Here is a 17,645-nt window from a genome sequence, read left to right as displayed (position 1 = left end):
GCTCGCCAGTAGCAAGCATCAATATTTATGCCCGCTGGTCGAAAGGATCGTGATTAAGCTTCCTCGCCGTCCTCGAAGTAGTCGGCGGGAACGTCGCCCTCATAGATCGGATCGGTGATGATGAGCTTAACCGCGTCGATCGCGCGGCAAGCATCCTCCCAATCCATCTGGGTAGTGAGAAAATCAAACTCGCTCATATCATCAAGCGTGAGATCATAGCCCTTACCGATTAGCTCGGTAAGGCGCTCAACTGTCGCGGGCTTCATCAAGCAACTCCTCAATTAGCTTAACAAGGTCGGGGTCAGCGAGATCGTGCCGCCCCATCATGTATGCGGCGAAGCCCTCCGCCCACCACTCATACTCATTCGTTGTGGCGTAGGTGCTGGAGAGCTTGTTCTTGTTCTCGGTCGCTTGCCCCATGTTCTTAGGGAAAGCCGCCCCGTGAAACTTGTTAAAGAACATCTGCTTTAGGCGACGCTCAAGCGGCGGCGATCCAACGATGCCGCGCCGCCCCTCTTTCTTCCACATTTGGTGAACGTGGTGCGCGGTTTCGTGGTAGAGCGTCGAACGCATCTTATCGATGCCGCTAAAATACTTGTCGTTGGTGTAGGGGCGGAGCTTTACGTCGTCGCCGGGTTTCCATGTCGAAACCGGCTCGGCACCGCCTTGGCGTTCCATCGTGCGGATTTGACCGCGAAGCTTAAACTCGCGCTGCGCGATGATGCGAAACTTTGCGACGAACTCGCGCTGTTCCGTTGCCAGCACAAAGCGGGCCTCGCGGTTCTCAACCGACGTGCCGAGCGCCACCATTCGCTGGCGCATTTCCGTGAGGGTCGCGTTCATCTTATCGATCTCGGCCTTCAACTCCGCATGTTGCGCCTTGAGCTTCTTTAACGCGGCGGATTCCGCGCCAGTTTCACTTACACCAATCTTGCTTGCGAACGCATTTAAATGCGTCGCGTGCGCGCCAAGGGTGCCATCGCCCATGTTCGCGATAGCGGAGCTTCCCGAGATCGTGCGGATGGCGCGCAAGCGGGGGATTTTGAAAGCGTCCGTGATGCGGTCGATCTCAGGCCAAAGCGCGACGATCGCCGAAGCCGCTTCGTCGCTAAACGCTGCCCCAAGCTGCGCCTTGCCGAAGTGTTCCGCCTTGATGCCCTTAAACTCGGGGCGAGGATCGTAAGCCGCCGCCTTGGCATTCTCGCCGAGCGCCGCGTTGAGACGCTTGGTGGCATCCTTGCGCGAGATCACCGGAACCGTGTTGTCGTTGATGGCTGGATCAACGGCGCTGGTGAGGCGCTGGGGCGGCTCAGGGGCACGCTCAGGCTCGGGCGCGGGCTTCGGAGCCTCGGGCTTAGCCTTGGCTTTACCGGGGCTCTTAACGCCTCCCTCAGCGAATAGGCGCTCATCGAACTGCCGAAGCTCGCCAAGCGACTTGTAGCCGCCGCCTTCCTTGAAATAGCCCGCAAAGTCGAAATCGGGGTTCTTGCGGAAGATATCGGCGCGAGCCTTCCCGAGCACCTCATCTTGGACGCTGTCGGGCTGCTCGCGTAGCCAATCGCCATAGGGCTTATGCTTAGTGCCCTCATTGTCGCGGCGGGGGAGCAAGTGCGAGCGGCAACGCGGGTGCGCCGGGGGCTGGGGATGCTGTGATCCCTTCACATAGATGGTGCCCGACCGCCCTTGGCAAATCTGGGAAGTGCGCCCGTCGAGAATGGCGCTCCACTCGACATAGCGAATGGATTTCATGCGCGAGTAAGACTCATTTCGAGCCGCATTCGAGATCGCGTTATTGGCGGTGAGCGCGATCGTGGTTGCGTCCTTACGCGAGGTCTGGAGGATGCCATCGGTATAGCCGCCCGCCTTGGTGCCCATGATGCGGCGCACCGCCTGTCCGGTGCTTTCGCCAAGGCCCGCGCTCATGCGAAGCGAGCCTTCGAGGCGGCGCAAGCGGCCCGCCTCCTGAACCTCAAGCCAAGGCATCAAGAGCGTATGCCCATCATCCGCGAAGGGTAGGGGCGTAGTGGTGATAAGGGCTTTGAGGTATTGGGGGCCGGGGATCGTCGCGCCGAAGTCGAGCTTCTCGCCCGCGCTGCTTACCGCCTTCGCGGCGAACGTCGCTTCATGCTTGGCGATCTCGAATAGGTCGGCGGTAAGCCCGCCAGCGGCTTTCTTGTAAGCCTCGGCGTTCACCTTGGCATAAGCCGTGCGCATATCCTCAAGGGCTTTGGTCGTGGCGGGGCCTTTGTCGAAGCCGTCACGCTCAATCCGCGCATAGCGAGCCGCAATAAGGTCGCTCAATTCTTCGTCAAACGCATTAAGCTGGCTAACAAAGTCGTTAGCCAGCCCCTGCCCAATGTCGCGCGCCGCTACCGCGTGGCGATAAAGAATGTCCCTGAGTTTATCTTGATCCACCTCCTATTTAGGAGGCGTCCTCATCATCCTGCCCCGCGTTGTCGTTTGCGCTTCCAAAAGCGTTGGGCATCACGATCGCCGGGGGACGATCTGCCAACTCCTGCGCGATGATCTCGGCATCGACTTCCTTGTCGTAAGTCTCGGGCAAAATCTTCTGCGCAACAACAACGTCAAGCAAGGTGGCGCGCGAGATATCGCCGCTTTCCTTGAGGCCCTTGAGGAAATTAAGCGCGGCATCGCTCAGCGGCACCGCGTTGAAGTCCGTCGAGCCTTCGTAAGTGATCGCACCCTCTTCGAGGTCGAGCCACCAAGCTACCCAAGCGAGGGCATCGTTAAGCCCCGCATCGCGTTCGCGAACGAAGTTGGCAACAATCGCGTTCTCAGACGCGCGACGGATAGCCGCCGTTTCCGCCGCCTCATTGGCGGCGCGATCGTCGGCGAGCATCCGCAAGCCGTTCTTGGCGAGATCGGCCTTGAGCGTTTCCACCTCATTACGAAGCTCAGCAACCTGAGCGCCGCTCCATTCGAGGAAACCAACCGCCGCCTCAGACGGCAAGCAGTCGAAGCGCCAGACGGTGCCCGGTGCGACGCTAAGCGCGCCTTCGCTTTCCGTGAGCTTCTTGATCACGTAGGGGATCGGCTGCGAAATCCACCAATGGCACTGAGCGAGGTTCGAACTCGCAAGGAATAGCTGCCGGTTGATCGAGCAAACGTCCGCCATCGGGGCCTTGGAAGGCTCGAAATCCTCAGTCGTGCTCACCAGCGTGAACGGGATTTCATCGATTGTGGCACCGCCCTTGGTCGGCGTGATCGTCTCAATGGGTGTCCACTGCCCCTTGATGCGCCGCCACTTGGTGACGCTGTAAACGCCATCATCAAGGCGAAGCTCACGGATATTATCGGCATCGTCGCTCAGGCGCACGCGGGTGACGCGCTGGCGATTGTTGATCACGCCCGTTTCGATCCCCAAAATATGCTCGGCATCATACATGCCGATATAAGGGCGAACGCCCGCCGCGATTGCCTGAGCCTGAGTGATGCCAGCCGGGGCGACCGGGTAATCGACAACGAGCCCGACGAAATTGGTAAGCAAAAGCTCGCCGAAGATGCGCGCCGCGAGATTGTCGAGCCCATACCCCTGAGCGGTGATCGTCTTTAGGATATCCTCAACACTCGCCGGGGCGGTGATGATCGCGGGCTTATGCGTCGCGAGCGCCTTCAAACCGTCGAACGTGCGCGCCGCGCCGGGGAATACCGGCGTGCGCTTTTTCATGTTCTCATAAGCGAGATCGCTCATGCCCTCATCCTTGGGCAGGAAGCGCGTGCCGGGGCCTTTCATCGCGCGCTCACCCTTTACGGTAGCGCGGTTGTCCTCCCACTCTTTAAGGTAGGATGCGATTTCTTCTGAGCGGGTATCGATACCAAGGGTCATGAGGGTATTTAGGAAACCTAAGCCCCCATGAATCCGCGCAACTTATAAGCCCGCATCGGCCCCGCGCCACGCTCGCCGGAAAGGTGCGTAAGCGCGTAAACAAGCGCGTCCACGCGATCGGGCGAGCCCCTGAAGTGCGGGCTATCGAACTCGATCATCTGTTGCTCAAGCTCAGGGAAAACCCGCGCGTGCGTGACGCGCCCGCGATCATACATCGTGGCAACCGGCGAAGCGCGAAGCTGCTTGCCGCGCCCCATCGCATCAACGAACTTGTGAGGCTCATTCGGCGCGATGCGGAACAAGAGGCTTTCGAGGATATCGCGCCCGTAGTTCTTTTCAGTGAGTATCCACTTGGCATCATACTTCTTTCGAAGCCTGATCGCCTCCGCAATCCAATCGTCGGGCTTAGCCTTCATGGTCGCGTCTTCGAGCACGTAAAGCCGTCCCTCAGCGTCACGCCCCGCAACGATCAGGCCGGTGCTGTCGCTGTTCTTATTGGCGGTGCCTGCCGGGTCGATCGCAATCACGATCTCGACCAACGATGCGAGCACGAACGGGGCGCGCTGGATCGTCGCGAGATTGAACATGGCGTGAGGGTTATCCTCAGTCCACATACCGTGTTCATCGCGACGGCGCTGTTCCTCCGTCATGCTTTCGAAGTCCTCAAAGAGGCTTTCGGGAAGGTTCGGCTTGTTGTCGATCGCGTTGATTATGAGGTAACGGTAAGTTTTATCGTGATTGGGGATCGGGCGACGCTCACCCGGAACCAACCCTTCAACGAATACCTGATAATCCCAACTCGACTTAAAGGTTGGGTTGAGGTCGAAAAGCATCTTGGTTTCGAGCGGCGGGCCATCCTGCTTGCCAGTCGGGCCAAGCGTCGCAACGCTTTCCGATAGACGCCCGCGAAGCGTCATAACCGTTTTGTAGTCAACGAAGTTGGCTTCGTTGAGCATGATGGTGCTAAACTTTAAACCGCGCACCTTGTCGGGATCGTCCAAGCCCATGAATAGAAACTTCGAGCCGTTGGGCAGGCGAACGGTAAGGTCGGCTTGGTTGACGTAGTTTTCGGGAGCGGCCTTCAGGTCGCCATACCAACCCGGCATGAGGATATCCAGCGTCTCGGGAAAGCTGGTTTTGAAAAGGTTGCGCTCGCAAATGTTGCGCTGAGCGTGAAAGAACCCGTGCGTCGATCCGGGCGCGCGCATGGCCCTAAAGAACATGCCGCTAATCTCAGTGATGGTCTTGCCGGAGCGGACGCCACCAGCGGCGAGGATGTTGCGAACGGTAGGGTCGGCGATCCACTGGAAAAGCTGAAGGTGCTTGGGCTGGAAAGTCGAAATATTCGGATGAACGGGTTTAAGGGTCGCCATGCGATATTTAAGCTGATGGGCTTAATCGTCGTCGTGAGCCCAGCCGATGCGCTCAAGATGTGCGCGCGTTATTCCCATTCACAGGAATTTGACTTCAGTCCGCTGAAGAGCGAGTCCTTCCAGCCCTTGGGCCCTTTGGGCCCTTAACGGAGGGTAGGGCAATGGTTCGCCGCATCTGTGACGCGCTGTTTGCGTCCGCTGAACCGGAGCCTGCGTTGACGCTTCGGGGCATCGTTGCTCGCGTGATTTACGGGAGCGTGCTGGCACTCTTGGCGGCGCGGTTCTTTTGGGCTTACTGCGCCTCGCTGGCGGGCTTATAGAGCCTCACCAAATGCTAATCGGTGATGCCGGGATGATTGCCCCTTAACCCGTGATGGTAGCAAGAAACTCGAAAGCGCCGATCTCGCCGCTGCTGAGTCGCGCCAACTGGCCACCGATGGCGGCGCGCACCGTTTCTTGCTTTGCCTTGGGCATCCGGGCAATGGTCGCCGCCATGCTGTCTACGAGCTTCGTGATCGAAGCTCGAAACGCCTCATCGGCGCGCTCAGACTCAGCCTCCAAAGCTGCGATCTGCCGGGCGTGTCGAGCCTTGAGACGCTCATCCTCACGTGCCCACGCCAGTTCAGTTGTGCGGCGCTCACTTTCGAACGGCCTGAGTCGGCGAGGCCACGGCACGCGCCCGGTTGTTGGGCGCATTGCAAGCACCTTCAACAAAACTTCGTCCTCCACTTGCGAAAGGTGCGCCTCGGCTTCCGCAAGCTCAACGATGCGCTCGGGAGCCCGCCGCTCGTAGTAAGCCAACTCCTCCCGATCTCGTCCGATACGGGTCTGAACCGGGTAGCTGTCCACATCCATGCCTCGATAATACTCATTGGCATAAGCGGAGGGGCTGGCATCGTAGAGGCTCACCCGCTCACTCGCCTTATCAATGCGGCGATCTGCCATGATGATGGATTGTCGAATACCCTTAACCTTCGCCTGAGCGGCGCGAATGCGTGCCGCCAGCGACTTCGGGACATGGGGGCGGGGTGGTGCCGCCATTAGCGCTTGCGCACCGCCCTGCGGGTATCAGGCTTGGGATCGGGCTTGTCTATGTCCTTCACGGATTGCGCGAAGTCGATCTTAACTGTTGCCATCGCGCGCTCGAAGTCGCCCGCGCCGGAATATAGGTTGTGCGCGATCCACTCATCGCCTGCACCTTCACGGCACTTGGCGTAAACCGACTTAAAATAGCCACGCATCGTGTCCACAAACAGCTTTTCAGCCGCTGCCGCTGAGGACGGGTCCGCGCGCGCCGCAAGCAGCGCATCGGCGGCGCGTTCGTGGGTGGGCTTGGCGATCTCACTGTCGGGATCGGCATAGGGCAACCATCCCGCCCAACGCTCAACCTCGATCGACGGAGTTGAGGATAGGAGAAGGTGTGAGTTGATCTTTGGCTCCAGCGCTTCGTTGGCGAGCTTGGGAGCACGCTCGAAGTAGAAGACATTGGAGCAGAAATCCGCCCAATGATTCAGCGCGCCAGCAATCTTGATCCTGTTCGGCTTGGTTGCCCAGTAATCGCCCGCTGATTGCGCGTTAGCCGCGCACGGTGCCGCTGTCAGTGCAAGCGCGATCAAGCCGCGCATCATCGCGCGTTTCATCCCTTGAGCTTCGAAAGCGGGTAAGTCTCATCGCTCATAAGCTCGCCCTCGGTCGAAACCTTCACATGAAGGTTCTTGCCTTCAACGCTAAACCCAACGGTATCCTCGGTGCGCCAGCGGCCTTGCTGCCCGTCGCCGAAAGCGTCGAACTGAGCCCATGTAAGGTGGTTGGCATCATCGATGCGGCACCGCGATTGCCAGCGCTTCCCGTCATCGGGGCGGATATAGGAGACGTGAACGAGATCGTCGGTGAGCTTCTTGCCCTTCATCGTCGCCGGATCGCGCCCGTTGAGCGCGGCAACTGCGGCCTTACATGCTTCAATAGCGTAAGGGGTGGTTGCCGCCACGGTCGCGGCAGGGGTTGACCCGCTCGCGAACGGGTCGCTCATAAGATTGGTGATGTCGCCGGTGTCGGCTTCGTCGGTCGCGGTCGGCGTCGGCGAGCTTCCGCAAGCGGCCAGAATGAAGCTCAGCGCCAGCGGCGCAGCAACGAAACGCATCCTGTCTATCCCCCGGAATTCCAAGCGCTCACTTTGTATCGAGGATCACTCGATATTCCAGTTCCTTCGAGTCAGGAGCGTAGCCCTCGATCCTTGGCGCGGATGAGCAAACCTTGAAGCTCTCGCCGGGTTCGATGATCCGGTCGGTTCGCCGGTTCGCGTCAGTGAATGGCGTGCCCATGTCGAGGCCCGTCAGGTTGTCTGAGTGATTTACCCGGTTTACGGCGAAGTGCCATGACACTGAGCGTGTTGCCTCCGAACCGTTGTTCTTGAGCACCAACGCTATTGGAAGCCTCTGAGCGGCACATTCCTTGTCATCGAAGGCAATTGACTCGGCGACGACGGATTGTTGTTCCGTATACGAACTACTCACTTCTTCGTTCGAGCCTCCACAAGCCGCCAGCATGATGCTTGCCGCGACAGGCGCTGCCATCAACCGCATCTATTATCCCCCATTCTTGTCGCCGTTTGCGCTTCTTATACATGCCGTGAAGCATCGAGAAACGGGCAAGAGGGGGGTAGACCCTACGAACGCCCTCACAGCGCTCTACGAGTTTCGTTTGGGCGTTCTCGGTCGTTGCCCTACGCTGGTAGGATGGAAGGGGGCTACGGTGGACGCTCAGGAACGCTACACGGCGGAAGAGGCTGACTTCTTCCGATTGACGGGTGAGATCATTCGCGAATGGATCGAGCTTGAACTATTCCTGTCGCGATGGCTGATCTACCTACTCGCCGTTGATGAGTTTCGCGCTCGCATCGTTTGGGATAGCTTCACGAGCTTCCGAGCGAGATTGGCACTTGTTCGCAAGCTTATCCGCAACTTCGCAGATGAAAGCATTTGGGATGACGCCGAGCGCATCTTGTCCAAGGTCGAAAAGATCGCTGAAAAGCGGAACATGCTTGCCCACAAGTTCGGACACCTTGGCGAGCGCGTTGGCAATCTGGTGTTTGTCGAGGATGCCTATGATCGCGAGGGGGAAGCGAACTTCATAGCGGTGAAGTCAATCAACCGGGCCAATCTGCGCTCATGGCTTTCTGATATCAACACCGCGCGCAACGAGGCCGCTACGTTCAAGCAAGAGCGTCTTGCTACAGCGATCTATCGAGAATCGCTTTTTCATCGTCGCAAGATTAATGAACCACCAGTTGAGGAGGGTTAGGCGAGCTTAGGCGGCAGCGTCGAGAAATACGGTAGCTGGAGATCGGCAAGGTTAGCAACGGCGAACTCATCGAACTCATCGGCTAACCTCTCAAGGGCATGCGGCAAGTAGCGCTCGGCGAAGGTGAGGGCGAAGCCATATATGAACTCATTAAAGTTGGTCGTTTGATCGCGCGTGTCATTGATCAACTGTTTGATCGCGTCGGCGAGGTTCGGCGCTCCCGCAAGATTCTTTAAGGTTTCATATTGAATGATCTCGGTCGTGTAGAAAAGTGTGTTGCCTACCTTTTCGTGGAGATAGTCGCCAAGATCATCGAGGGGCTCAAGGCTGTCGAATGCGGCAGCAACGTGCTTTTCATCATGGTGGAACGCTGCCCCGTCACGCACTCGCCAAATCAGACTACCGGGTTTCGGATGATCGAAGTAAGCAATGAGTGCCCTTAGCCCTTCCTGAGCGTTGGTTGATAGCTCGGCTTCATACTTGCTGGCGATCATGTCCCGGTTTTTGCGCACCAGCTTCCAAGCTTCGTTGAGACGCCCCGCAATCATGCGAAGAATCACGAAGGCGAAAGCGGAGTTGCCTTGGTTGGTGATGCGATGTTCGTCTTCAACGGTTTGGAGGATGATCGCGAGTGTTTTGTTGAGCGCTTGGGTGTCGTTGGCGACGCTGGTAGCCATAAGGTAGAACGTGCGTTCATCTTCGGGCACAACTTCGAGATCAGCCTTTGAGTAGATCAGCGTATGAAGCTTCAACGTGCTCATGGTGCCCTCCCGTTGGCGTCGAGCCTCGCCAAGAGATTGCGCACGGACGTTGCGTGCCACTGCCCGCCACGGGGGGTGCGAATGGCGCGATCGTTTAGCGCCTTGGCAATGCCGCTCAGGCTGGTGGTGCCGCCCTCCCGTATGTCCGCTATCACGGGCGCGAGGTCGAGGGCGTGGGCGTCGGCGCGGCTGGTAATAGTCGCCAGTGCCGCCGTATTGCCTCTCTGAGCCCGTCTGAGAGCCGCTGAGCCGTTGGGGTTGCCCAGACGCTGCCCGCGCGCCTTTGCGGCCTGTAGCGCCTCACGGGTGCGCTGAGAGGTCGCCTCACGCTCTTGCTGAGCGATTAGAGCCATGATGCCAATCGTAAGGTTGTTCGCGTCTGCGAGATCGGCTGCTACGAACTTGGTGCCGCTGTCCCTCAGCGTCATAAGGAAGGCGGCATTTCGACTGAGGCGATCGAGTTTAGCAATCACGACGGTTGCCCCTGTCACCTTCGCATGGTGGAGCGCGCGGGCAAGCTCGGGCCGATCGTCGCGCTTTCCGCTCTCAACCTCGATATACTCGGCGAGGGGCTGGCACCCCCGTGTTGCGCAGAATGCTTCGATTGTTGCCCGCTGTGCGTCGAGCCCAAGTCCAGAACGGCCTTGGCGTTCGGTTGATACGCGAAGGTAGTTTACGGTTCTCATATCAAAGCGGGCCAAAGTAGCTTTAGGTTGGCGGCATCCCGGCTATCCTCGAAGCAGGCGGTTACGTGAGTGATGCCAAAGCGTAGCTCTACTTTGAGGGTATAGTCACCCCGGCAACGCGCTCGGCACCAGCCGCCAAGGATGCGCTCAACGTCCTGCCTCCTCGCCAGCATCCCAACGGGCAGCGGCTCATCATCGACCGGAAAGTTTAACGGTGTCCATTCCATAGCGATGATCTACCACTTCTGATAGAACCGCGCTACGCCCGTTAGGCGGTTTTACAAGCTCTTCGAGCAGTCGTTTCAGGAAGGATCGGGATCGTTATCGCTGTCGGTCGCATCCTCGATCTCAGGGACGTGAAGCGCGATGGCCGGGAGCATCACGGGCGCGACGCTCACGGTCTGATCGACTTGGACACGCTCGCCCAGCACCTTGTTGGCGAACGATCGGGCAAGCGCGAGGTCATACTTCGCAACAAGCTCATCCCGGCGAACATCACCAGTCGAGTAGCCGGGGACACCGCGCGTAACCATGCGCAAATCCTCGGCTATGCTCACATAATGATCTTCGAGCGCGTCCTTGTAGCGTTCGTTGAAGCCCGGATCGCGCCGACACTTCGCGGTGAGCGTCGATTTATGTAGCCCGAGCGACTTCATGACGTGCGCGGCGATCTCGCCGTTGGCGATGCGCTCAAGAACCTCATCCCACTGTTCGTCCGAGACCATCGGGAGAAACTTGCCGCCCTCATCGATCTCTTGGGCGCGCTTGGTAGCCATGGTTCGACGGTGTTGGGCACGATCCGCGAGAGCGGCTGTGATCGCGGGGCCGCGATCGTCGGGGCAAGATGGTTGATCGGTCATCTTGTATTTACGCTGACGGTCCCGCTACCGTGCGCCTCAAGAGGGGGTAAGGCATGACGGCATTAGAGTTGTTGGGCTCGGTCGGCGTGAGCGCCGTGACGGCTGGCGGGATCGTGTGGGCTGGCGCGCAGAGGGTCGCCGGGAAGTGGCTCGACTCTCGCTTCACTCATCGCCTTGAAGCGGTGAAGCTTGAAGGTCAGAGGCAGCTTGAAGCGACGCGCCAAGAGCATACCACTTTCCTTGAGCGGCAGAAGTTCGAACGTGCGACGCTCCTCGACCGCTCAGCTAAGCTCAATCAGCGCGAGTTTGAGGTTATCCCCGATATCTGGGAGCGCGCTACCGAAGCTCATTACGCAATTCTAAAACTGATTAGCATATGGCAGGAGGGTGCAGACGTGGGGCGTCTGTCCGAACCCGAGTTCGAAGCATTCTTGGATAAGTCGCGCCTTGAGACGTGGCAGAAGGACGAAATACGGGCGCTGGATCGTTTTAAGCGCACCACCTACTACAGCGATGCTCAAGGATGGTTCCGGCACCAAGACGCTAACTTAGCGGTTGTGGCGTTCAACCGGGCCGCAGCTAACGGGAGCATCTTTCTTCATCCTGAAACGCACGCACGGTTTGAGGAGTTTGGCGAAGCCATGCGGCAAGCGTTTCGGCACTGGTCAATGAACTTACAGTTTAGACTCGACGGTAATCCGCTCTCCAAGGAAGAGGATGATCCGGTTTCACTCTACCGAAAAGACGGCGACGAGCGGTATCACACGTTGGCGGGATACCTGCGCGAGCGATATTGGATCACCCCAGAGGGCGAGGCGCTCTGAGCGATGGCTAAAGTGACAGGGAAAAGCAAAAAGCGGGATGATTACGTTTACGGCATCATTGATGCGCGAGATACGAAGGAAATTCAGGTAAGGTATGACTCTCGCACGGGTAAGATTGAGCTTGTAGGAGCCGAGCCCGGTTCCACTAAGGTGGTGCGGAGCTACAAGCGCGACAGCGGAAAAGATGACAAGGTGGTGTCATCCATCCCGCACGACGTTGGAGCGCCATTTGATCCCGACGATGCTCTTAAAAGCTTCGATCATGTCGTCGTGATGGATACAAACAAGCGCACGATTGGGGGCAAGGAATGCGCGGTATGCTTTTCATATTTTATTCCCGTAAAGCTTAGCAGTCACAAAGGCGATGTCCCCTACAATCCGCTAACCGCCTACTTCATCGTGGGGCTTGCGAAAGGCGTTAATCCCGAGCGGATTGGCTGGCATCTAACGCTTACGAATAACATCATGCCCGTGTATGATCCGAGCCAGCACGGTCGTCTTGCGCTTGTGACGGATAGCGAGCTTGGCCTCCATGCTGATATCAATGCGCGGAAGGTCGGCTACTACGGAGACAATCTTCTGCCCGAGTGGGCAACTCTCGTGTATGCGTCCGATAAGGAGACGGATACGCTTGGTGGGGCTATCCTAAAAGCCTGCCACAAGAGCGCCACTGCTGTAATTGAGGAAATGCGCAAACGAGTGAACCCCTTCGAGAAGATCGGGAACGGCGACGGTAACTTCGAGGGCTACGCAGTGGTCGAGTTCATTCGAGAGTGACGCAGGTTCCGGGGAGGGCGAATGGTCGAGATCAAAGCTGAGTTTTCCGGTCCCGGTGTCGAGGCGCTCAAGGAGGTTGCGAGCGGCGGACGGGGGGCGCTGCGGCGAGCGTTTGGCTCGGCACTCACCGAGTTCGGCGACATGCTAAGCGACCAGATGAAGCTTTGGCGCTTCCAGAACCTGCTCAGGATACAGCGGAAGGTCGATCGGATCGCGGCTGAGCGCGACTTTCCCGATGCTCTGCTGCAAGCGCTCCCGTTCGGAGACGCAATGCGAACGCTCGAAGCGGCATCGCAGGAGGATGAGGACGACGTTCAGGAGCTTTGGGCTCGGCTGATCGTGAAGGCGGCGACGGCGGAGAGGCCATCGATCAACAAGCTTCATATTGAGCTACTTCGGTCGCTCACGCCCGCCGATTCTGCGCTCCTCGACCTTCTTTATCCCCGCGTTGCTGAACGGCTCTTTCACAGCAAGGAAGAGGTCAACGCATACACTGCGGAGGCGAACGCGAAGGCGGATGCCAGTTGGCGAACTTTCAGCGAGGAAGAGCGTGGCGTCTCCATCCAAAACCTTCACCGGCTACGCTGCATCACGGCAACGCCCCGTTTCTTCAATGCCAACGGGGTGCTGACAGCCTTTTACGATCGGGACCGGCGCATTGACGCGGCGCTCATCGATCCCCAGCGTTTTCAGGAAATGCTCTCTTCACTACTCACCCTCATCTATCAGGCATCGGGGGCCGTCCCGTATGCGGAGGATCAATCGATCCCGATCCAATATCAGAGCCCATTTGGCGTAGGCGGTCTGATGGGCAGCATTGCGGTGCCGGAATTGAGCCACATGCTAACGCCGCTTGGGATGGAGTTCATGAAGGCCGTCACGATGGATCGGTCGGACCCGAAATGATGTTGTCCTTGTTGCTCTCGGCGCTTGCCCTTCAACTCACCCCCGAACAGAAGGCGACGCTCGATGCTGGCGTGAAGGACGTTCTGGCGATCGATGCTGAGCTTGAGGCGATCACTGAGCATCACGACACGCTGCGCCGGTCGCGGGCGGCACGGCTTGACGAAATCGCGTCGCTGCGCAGCCGCTACCCTGAAATCGTGCTCACGGATGGAGCGACGGTCGAACAGGTCTACAAAGCCCTCTATGCGGTGCGGGTAAGCCGTGCAGCCAAGCTGAAACCGCTGGCGCAAGAGGGTGAGCGGTTCGCGCATCAGCAGGCTTGTCAAGCAAGCCGCCGCGTTCAGGAGAAGCGTGCCGAGATCGAGGCCGGGGAGGGCTACAAGGGCATGAGCCTCAAGGATCGGCTCGACTGGCGCGAGTCCTTCGACGGCATCGACATTGAGGCGGAATGCGAGGACGTGCCGAAGTAGATGGTCTCGCGAGGTTCCCCTGCGACTCCCGCCAAGCACCACTACGTTCCCGAGTTCTATCTGCGTGAGTGGGCGGGCGCTGATGGCAAGCTTGAGAGATACACGAAACCGCACGTGGCCAAGATTATGGTCAAGCGGGTGTTTCCGAGCGAGACCGGGTTCGAAAAGCACCTCTATAGCTCCCCGGATGACAAGCGGCTCGGCATGGCTTGGCTGGAAACGCGCGTCTTCCAGCGCATTGATGATCTCGCGGCCCCTGTGCTCAGAAAGCTCAATGCCACGCCTGTTCTCAATCTGAGTGACGAAGAACGCTCCGCGTGGAGCGTGTTTGTGCGGGCGTTGTTCTACCGCACGCCCGCCACGCTACGCGCAGTGAAACACTCCGGGGCTTACGATTGGCGCAGGGCGATTGAGAGTCTTGGTGAACGCTATCCGGCAATGAAGAACCCGGACGACCCCGCGACGTTAGAGGAGTATATCGCCCGTCATTCTGTCTCCGACATCGAGAGCGCGGTTTTGCGCGTGCTCCCGTCCATCTTCGTGGGGGAGAGGGTAGGGCAGATACTGAATGATCTGCACTTTCGCGTGATCGTCATACCGCCCGAGGTGCCAAGCTTTCTGATCTCGGACGATTTCGTCGTGCGAACAAACGGAATTGCGGTGCCGGGTGGGCACTTCGCAATCCCGATATCGCCGCGTCGAGTGGTAGTGATGGCTTGGGAGAAAAGTAAGCTTGAGGAAATTACCGCTTTGCCGCCGCGCTACCTTGTCACGCAGGTCAACCAATGGGTCGCCGGAAGCGCACGCTGTTTCGTCGGAGCGGTCGATCGCGCTCAGGACCGCTTCATCAGAAATCGCTTTGGCACGGATTTGAAGAACCCGTTATCCAGACGTGAAGAGGGCAACTCGTGACCTCTAATCCGTTGTGAACAACGGGGCCGCTGGCGGAGGTGGCTCCGACATTCGACGGTGCTACATCCGGTTTAGACGCTGCGATCGTCTGCCCATTCGATAAGCTTCGGAGTGATCGCTATCGGTCGCTGCCTTGCAACTTCCGCGATCTTTGAAAGCCTTTCGAGCACCCCCGGTGTGAATACAAGATCGACAGAAAAGCGCTCCCTCAGCCACTCTTTGAAGGTCTGTGCTGTGGCCACTGTCTCTTGAGCAATGTTCCGGGTTTTCGCTCGCTCGAACAGGTTGTCCTCTACAATCCCCACCGAGCGAACCTCTTCATGGAACCTGTTCCAGCCTTCAATGTCCGTGATCGAACTTCCGAACCGCTTCCGCGCGTCACGTAGAAGTTCGGTCTTCGAACTCTCGATAGAGCGCCTTACGCTCGCCACCAACGGCGAGCACATGTCAAAGAGGAACGCGCTTTCGACATCGTGACGAAGGCCACTGAAGTCGATTTGCTGCCCCAACTCGCCGTGACGACCTTGTAGCTCGTTGAACAAGTCCCACCGCTTTTGCCAGCTATCGCTACCGCCCAAGCGCCCGCGCAGCACGCTGTTCATCACGATCTCGCGCGTATAGACGGTGACAACACTCTTTAGCCGTTCGATGAGGTCGGCGGCTTCCTTCTGCTTATCCTCCCATAGCTCGGCTTCGAACCCGAGTCCTTTGAAGCGCTTGAAGCGGGCAAGGTTGGAGTAGAAGAAGGCGAAGAACCCCATCGCGAACACGGCTGAGGCGGCTGTCACTTCTTCATTCCAAAGGAACACAAAGGTAAAAGCGAGGCATACCGCGCCCACGCAACCGAACAAGATGCGCTCCCAACTGCCCTGAAGATATCGCCATAACTTCATCTTTGCCCGCGCTTTCCTGTTGGGTCGATCTCTGGCCTGCCATACTTGCCGCCAAGTAGCCGCATAGACGTAGCAGGTTTGCTCTCAAATGGCGAGCTAAGCGCTCGCCAGCGATCTTGTTCGTTCTCGCTCACATGCGTTCGCTCTAACGAACGATCGCGTCATAAAGGCGAGTGAAGAGGTCACGCTCAATCATCATCCGTAAGCACATTAGCCTTAACCCCCATGACAGATGCTCGGGCAAGGGAGTGGAGCATCTGTCATGGGGAGTCGTGGCTAATCATCATCCGTGAAGGGGCTTAGCTTCCGATCGGCGGCTTGAGTGTCAGTCGAACCCTCGGTTAGCGGTAGGTCCATAGCCGTGCCTCTCTCCCCCGGCTCCCCGGTCGCTTGTGATCGAGACGTGGCGGTAAGTGGCTGGTGCCTGTCGGGTCTCGCAAGCGGCGGATCATCGCCTACTAACGGTGCGCCCTACCGATCCGATCGAAAGCATTCAGGTAAGGCGGCGGAGGATGCGCTAAGTGCTCAAGCGTCCCCCGTCGAGAGAAGTGCTGTTTCACGCCTTTCCTGCTTCGGCGCGTGGAGGAACAGCCGGATCGCTCCCACTACACCTCGCATCGCCACTCGGGCGGCGGTGTAGCTCCGTGATCCCTCGGGGTCCAAGGGCGGGGCTATATTCCACTCGGCGGGGCACCTTCCGCCTATCTCGCTGCTCGAAACGCTATGTCGAGTTCAACGCGCCGTTCGTGGCGAGGTTCTTAGCGAGATCACCGCTCGGGTTCCGTGAACAACGGGCTGACGACCCGATGCTCTATCATCAAGTATATTTATACAAGAAGGTCGAACACGCGCGCAATATTGGCGTTTAGGAGCTTAACGGCACCAGTTTTAGCCGCGCGCATAAATATCCATGAGGGCAGGCCCGCCCTCATGGAGAACTTCTATGTCCGCTACCATCATTACCATACTGGCGATCCTCATCGCCATAATCTTGTTCAGCGCACTGGTGCGCCAGACGATGCGCGCGGAGCGTGCGGAAGCTGCCCTTGGTCGTGTCGAGACGGTCATCGCCGACGAGGCGCGCTCGCTTCGCTACTTCGAGGTTCGCGACGCGATCAACGACAACGGGGAGGATCGCTAAGGTGGCCCGTCCTCGTAAGCACCCGCTCCCCTCGATCGCCGAGCTTCGCCAGCACTTTACCTATAATCCCGAGACTGGCGAAATCCGCACGCGCGAGCGTGAAGGTGATGATCCCTACATCCTCGCGTTCAATCGCCGCTATGCCGGGAAGGCGGTCGGCTCGGTCATGAACGGCGGCTACCGCTGGATCAGGGTGCCCGGTCACGGCAACCATCTTGGGCACCGACTGGCGTGGGCCCTCCACTATGGCGAATGGCCCGGTGAACTCGACCATCGCGACACGAACAAGCTAAACAATCGGATCGAAAACCTCCGCCCCGCGACCCGCTCTCAAAACATGCGCAACGTCGCGGGCAAGGGGAGGACGAACTTCAAGGGGGTGACTTGCCGCCCCGTCAATCGCTTTAACCCTTGGGAGGCGGTCATCAGGATCAACGGGCAGCGCGTCCACCTCGGTTCATACCCGACGCCTGAGCGTGCTGCGGAGGTCTATGCGGAGGCGGATCGCCGGTATCACGGCGAGTATGCCTTTATGGTGATCGGGGCGATCACGGCGGCAATCATGTTTGGGGTGGCCGCATGATCGCGACCATGCCGGGTGATGTTCTCCGCCACCGAAGGGGGGCGGTAGCTGCGCAGCTACCATCCTCTTAACTTAAAACACGTGGAACACGCTCGGGAGGAGGCGAAGCTGGCGTGACTCTTGTTTAAAAGGGGTTTCTCCACGAAACGCTGCGTCTTCGACAATACCCTCAATCGTCTCCGCATGTGCCCGCCAGTTCTCGCAAAGCGCGCGCCACGCTATAAAGCTCAGGATGGTGCCGCTTTCTAGGGTCAGGACTCGTTGATCACAGCCAGAAGATGACGGTGGCAGCGAGGGCGATTGCGGAGAAGA

The 17,645-nt window shown here is 58.6% G+C and carries 21 protein-coding genes; 8 read left to right on the top strand and 13 right to left on the bottom strand.

Translation table 11 applies throughout. From position 1 onward, the window contains the following. Window positions 1-53: 53 nt before the first annotated feature. The 8 genes from ABDZ92_RS12830 to ABDZ92_RS12795 all read right to left on the bottom strand — a co-directional run bounded on the left by ABDZ92_RS12830 (window position 54) and on the right by ABDZ92_RS12795 (window position 7,802). On the bottom strand, window positions 54-266 hold the full coding sequence (locus tag ABDZ92_RS12830; protein WP_125960978.1) for a hypothetical protein: 213 nt from the start codon (window positions 264-266) through the stop codon (window positions 54-56). After that, the gene (locus ABDZ92_RS12825; protein WP_125960977.1) at window positions 247-2,415 is read right to left on the bottom strand and encodes a minor capsid protein; all 2,169 of its coding nucleotides are present in this window, start codon (window positions 2,413-2,415) and stop codon (window positions 247-249) included. The genes ABDZ92_RS12830 and ABDZ92_RS12825 overlap by 20 nt, the downstream gene beginning before the upstream one ends. A 7-nt stretch (window positions 2,416-2,422) precedes the next feature. After that, on the bottom strand, window positions 2,423-3,847 hold the full coding sequence (locus ABDZ92_RS12820) for a DUF4055 domain-containing protein (RefSeq protein WP_125960976.1): 1,425 nt from the start codon (window positions 3,845-3,847) through the stop codon (window positions 2,423-2,425). A gap of 17 nt (window positions 3,848-3,864) precedes the next feature. Beyond that, entirely contained in the window at window positions 3,865-5,220 is a 1,356-nt protein-coding gene (locus ABDZ92_RS12815; RefSeq protein WP_125960975.1) for a phage terminase large subunit, read from the bottom strand. A 363-nt stretch (window positions 5,221-5,583) separates the two neighbouring features. Continuing rightward, the gene (locus ABDZ92_RS12810) at window positions 5,584-6,165 is read right to left on the bottom strand and encodes a hypothetical protein (protein WP_164521275.1); all 582 of its coding nucleotides are present in this window, start codon (window positions 6,163-6,165) and stop codon (window positions 5,584-5,586) included. 95 nt (window positions 6,166-6,260) lie between these two features. Continuing rightward, on the bottom strand, window positions 6,261-6,860 hold the full coding sequence (locus ABDZ92_RS12805; RefSeq protein WP_125960973.1) for a hypothetical protein: 600 nt from the start codon (window positions 6,858-6,860) through the stop codon (window positions 6,261-6,263). Further along, on the bottom strand, window positions 6,857-7,360 hold the full coding sequence (locus ABDZ92_RS12800) for a hypothetical protein (RefSeq protein ID WP_125960972.1): 504 nt from the start codon (window positions 7,358-7,360) through the stop codon (window positions 6,857-6,859). Before ABDZ92_RS12800 ends, ABDZ92_RS12805 begins: the two co-directional genes overlap by 4 nt. A gap of 28 nt (window positions 7,361-7,388) precedes the next feature. Further along, complete coding sequence (locus tag ABDZ92_RS12795; RefSeq protein WP_272695073.1) at window positions 7,389-7,802, bottom strand: hypothetical protein; 414 nt, start codon at window positions 7,800-7,802, stop codon at window positions 7,389-7,391. A 169-nt stretch (window positions 7,803-7,971) separates the two neighbouring features. Here ABDZ92_RS12795 and ABDZ92_RS12790 point away from each other — a divergent pair, with 169 nt between their 5' ends. Beyond that, window positions 7,972-8,520 carry a hypothetical protein gene (locus ABDZ92_RS12790; protein WP_125960970.1) on the top strand — a complete coding sequence of 183 codons (549 nt, stop codon included), beginning with the start codon at window positions 7,972-7,974 and terminating at the stop codon, window positions 8,518-8,520. On the opposite strand, the gene ABDZ92_RS12785 is transcribed toward ABDZ92_RS12790, so the two are convergent. The 3 genes from ABDZ92_RS12785 to ABDZ92_RS12775 all read right to left on the bottom strand — a co-directional run bounded on the left by ABDZ92_RS12785 (window position 8,517) and on the right by ABDZ92_RS12775 (window position 10,743). Beyond that, on the bottom strand, window positions 8,517-9,281 hold the full coding sequence (locus ABDZ92_RS12785; RefSeq protein WP_125960969.1) for a hypothetical protein: 765 nt from the start codon (window positions 9,279-9,281) through the stop codon (window positions 8,517-8,519). The genes ABDZ92_RS12790 and ABDZ92_RS12785 overlap by 4 nt on opposite strands. Then, entirely contained in the window at window positions 9,278-9,967 is a 690-nt protein-coding gene (locus ABDZ92_RS12780; RefSeq protein WP_125961089.1) for a recombinase family protein, read from the bottom strand. Before ABDZ92_RS12780 ends, ABDZ92_RS12785 begins: the two co-directional genes overlap by 4 nt. Before the next feature lie 302 nt (window positions 9,968-10,269). Then, the gene (locus ABDZ92_RS12775) at window positions 10,270-10,743 is read right to left on the bottom strand and encodes a terminase small subunit-like protein (protein ID WP_125960968.1); all 474 of its coding nucleotides are present in this window, start codon (window positions 10,741-10,743) and stop codon (window positions 10,270-10,272) included. A 137-nt stretch (window positions 10,744-10,880) separates the two neighbouring features. On the opposite strand from ABDZ92_RS12775, the gene ABDZ92_RS12770 reads away from it, so the two are divergent. Genes ABDZ92_RS12770 through ABDZ92_RS12750 form a run of 5 tightly spaced genes read left to right on the top strand, consistent with a single transcriptional unit; the run spans window position 10,881 to window position 14,716 of the window. Further along, window positions 10,881-11,651, top strand: a complete 771-nt coding sequence (locus tag ABDZ92_RS12770; RefSeq protein WP_125960967.1) for a hypothetical protein — start codon at window positions 10,881-10,883, stop codon at window positions 11,649-11,651. A 3-nt stretch (window positions 11,652-11,654) separates the two neighbouring features. Next, a complete protein-coding gene (locus ABDZ92_RS12765) occupies window positions 11,655-12,428 on the top strand; it encodes a hypothetical protein (RefSeq protein WP_125960966.1) in 774 nt (257 codons plus the stop codon). A gap of 21 nt (window positions 12,429-12,449) precedes the next feature. After that, window positions 12,450-13,334 carry an Abi-alpha family protein gene (locus ABDZ92_RS12760; RefSeq protein ID WP_125960965.1) on the top strand — a complete coding sequence of 295 codons (885 nt, stop codon included), beginning with the start codon at window positions 12,450-12,452 and terminating at the stop codon, window positions 13,332-13,334. Continuing rightward, window positions 13,331-13,804: a hypothetical protein gene (locus tag ABDZ92_RS12755; protein ID WP_125960964.1), complete on the top strand. Its 474-nt coding sequence runs from the start codon at window positions 13,331-13,333 to the stop codon at window positions 13,802-13,804. The genes ABDZ92_RS12760 and ABDZ92_RS12755 overlap by 4 nt, the downstream gene beginning before the upstream one ends. After that, a complete protein-coding gene (locus ABDZ92_RS12750; RefSeq protein WP_125960963.1) occupies window positions 13,805-14,716 on the top strand; it encodes a DUF4238 domain-containing protein in 912 nt (303 codons plus the stop codon). A 71-nt stretch (window positions 14,717-14,787) separates the two neighbouring features. Here ABDZ92_RS12750 and ABDZ92_RS12745 read toward each other — a convergent pair whose 3' ends face one another. Continuing rightward, entirely contained in the window at window positions 14,788-15,567 is a 780-nt protein-coding gene (locus ABDZ92_RS12745; RefSeq protein WP_343763184.1) for a hypothetical protein, read from the bottom strand. Window positions 15,568-16,552: 985 nt separating this feature from the next. On the opposite strand from ABDZ92_RS12745, the gene ABDZ92_RS12740 reads away from it, so the two are divergent. Beyond that, a complete protein-coding gene (locus tag ABDZ92_RS12740; protein WP_125960961.1) occupies window positions 16,553-16,750 on the top strand; it encodes a hypothetical protein in 198 nt (65 codons plus the stop codon). Between the two features lies 1 nt (window position 16,751). After that, window positions 16,752-17,333, top strand: coding sequence for an HNH endonuclease (locus ABDZ92_RS12735; RefSeq protein ID WP_125960960.1), 582 nt, complete (start codon window positions 16,752-16,754; stop codon window positions 17,331-17,333). 72 nt (window positions 17,334-17,405) lie between these two features. Here ABDZ92_RS12735 and ABDZ92_RS12730 read toward each other — a convergent pair. Continuing rightward, on the bottom strand, window positions 17,406-17,645 hold a 240-nt coding region (locus ABDZ92_RS12730), incomplete at its 5' end, for a hypothetical protein (RefSeq protein WP_343763179.1).

Source organism: Sphingomonas molluscorum (genome assembly GCF_039522995.1).
Lineage (GTDB): Bacteria > Pseudomonadota > Alphaproteobacteria > Sphingomonadales > Sphingomonadaceae > Sphingomonas > Sphingomonas molluscorum.
The sequence above is the reverse complement of the archived record's forward strand: the minus strand, read 5'-3'. Positions and strand labels throughout refer to the sequence as shown.

What these genes read in the sequence shown, in the direction of transcription:
- ABDZ92_RS12780 (WP_125961089.1), bottom strand. Translation starts at nt 9,967, where the DNA reads ATGAGAACCGTAAACTACCTTCGCGTATCAACCGAACGCCAAGGCCGT.
- ABDZ92_RS12750 (WP_125960963.1), top strand. Translation starts at nt 13,805, where the DNA reads ATGGTCTCGCGAGGTTCCCCTGCGACTCCCGCCAAGCACCACTACGTT.
- ABDZ92_RS12755 (WP_125960964.1), top strand. Translation starts at nt 13,331, where the DNA reads ATGATGTTGTCCTTGTTGCTCTCGGCGCTTGCCCTTCAACTCACCCCC.
- ABDZ92_RS12760 (WP_125960965.1), top strand. Translation starts at nt 12,450, where the DNA reads ATGGTCGAGATCAAAGCTGAGTTTTCCGGTCCCGGTGTCGAGGCGCTC.
- ABDZ92_RS12805 (WP_125960973.1), bottom strand. Translation starts at nt 6,860, where the DNA reads ATGAAACGCGCGATGATGCGCGGCTTGATCGCGCTTGCACTGACAGCG.
- ABDZ92_RS12800 (WP_125960972.1), bottom strand. Translation starts at nt 7,360, where the DNA reads ATGCGTTTCGTTGCTGCGCCGCTGGCGCTGAGCTTCATTCTGGCCGCT.
- ABDZ92_RS12820 (WP_125960976.1), bottom strand. Translation starts at nt 3,847, where the DNA reads ATGACCCTTGGTATCGATACCCGCTCAGAAGAAATCGCATCCTACCTT.
- ABDZ92_RS12795 (WP_272695073.1), bottom strand. Translation starts at nt 7,802, where the DNA reads ATGCGGTTGATGGCAGCGCCTGTCGCGGCAAGCATCATGCTGGCGGCT.
- ABDZ92_RS12740 (WP_125960961.1), top strand. Translation starts at nt 16,553, where the DNA reads ATGTCCGCTACCATCATTACCATACTGGCGATCCTCATCGCCATAATC.
- ABDZ92_RS12775 (WP_125960968.1), bottom strand. Translation starts at nt 10,743, where the DNA reads ATGGCTACCAAGCGCGCCCAAGAGATCGATGAGGGCGGCAAGTTTCTC.
- ABDZ92_RS12830 (WP_125960978.1), bottom strand. Translation starts at nt 266, where the DNA reads ATGAAGCCCGCGACAGTTGAGCGCCTTACCGAGCTAATCGGTAAGGGC.
- ABDZ92_RS12785 (WP_125960969.1), bottom strand. Translation starts at nt 9,281, where the DNA reads ATGAGCACGTTGAAGCTTCATACGCTGATCTACTCAAAGGCTGATCTC.
- ABDZ92_RS12815 (WP_125960975.1), bottom strand. Translation starts at nt 5,220, where the DNA reads ATGGCGACCCTTAAACCCGTTCATCCGAATATTTCGACTTTCCAGCCC.
- ABDZ92_RS12765 (WP_125960966.1), top strand. Translation starts at nt 11,655, where the DNA reads ATGGCTAAAGTGACAGGGAAAAGCAAAAAGCGGGATGATTACGTTTAC.
- ABDZ92_RS12810 (WP_164521275.1), bottom strand. Translation starts at nt 6,165, where the DNA reads ATGGCAGATCGCCGCATTGATAAGGCGAGTGAGCGGGTGAGCCTCTAC.
- ABDZ92_RS12770 (WP_125960967.1), top strand. Translation starts at nt 10,881, where the DNA reads ATGACGGCATTAGAGTTGTTGGGCTCGGTCGGCGTGAGCGCCGTGACG.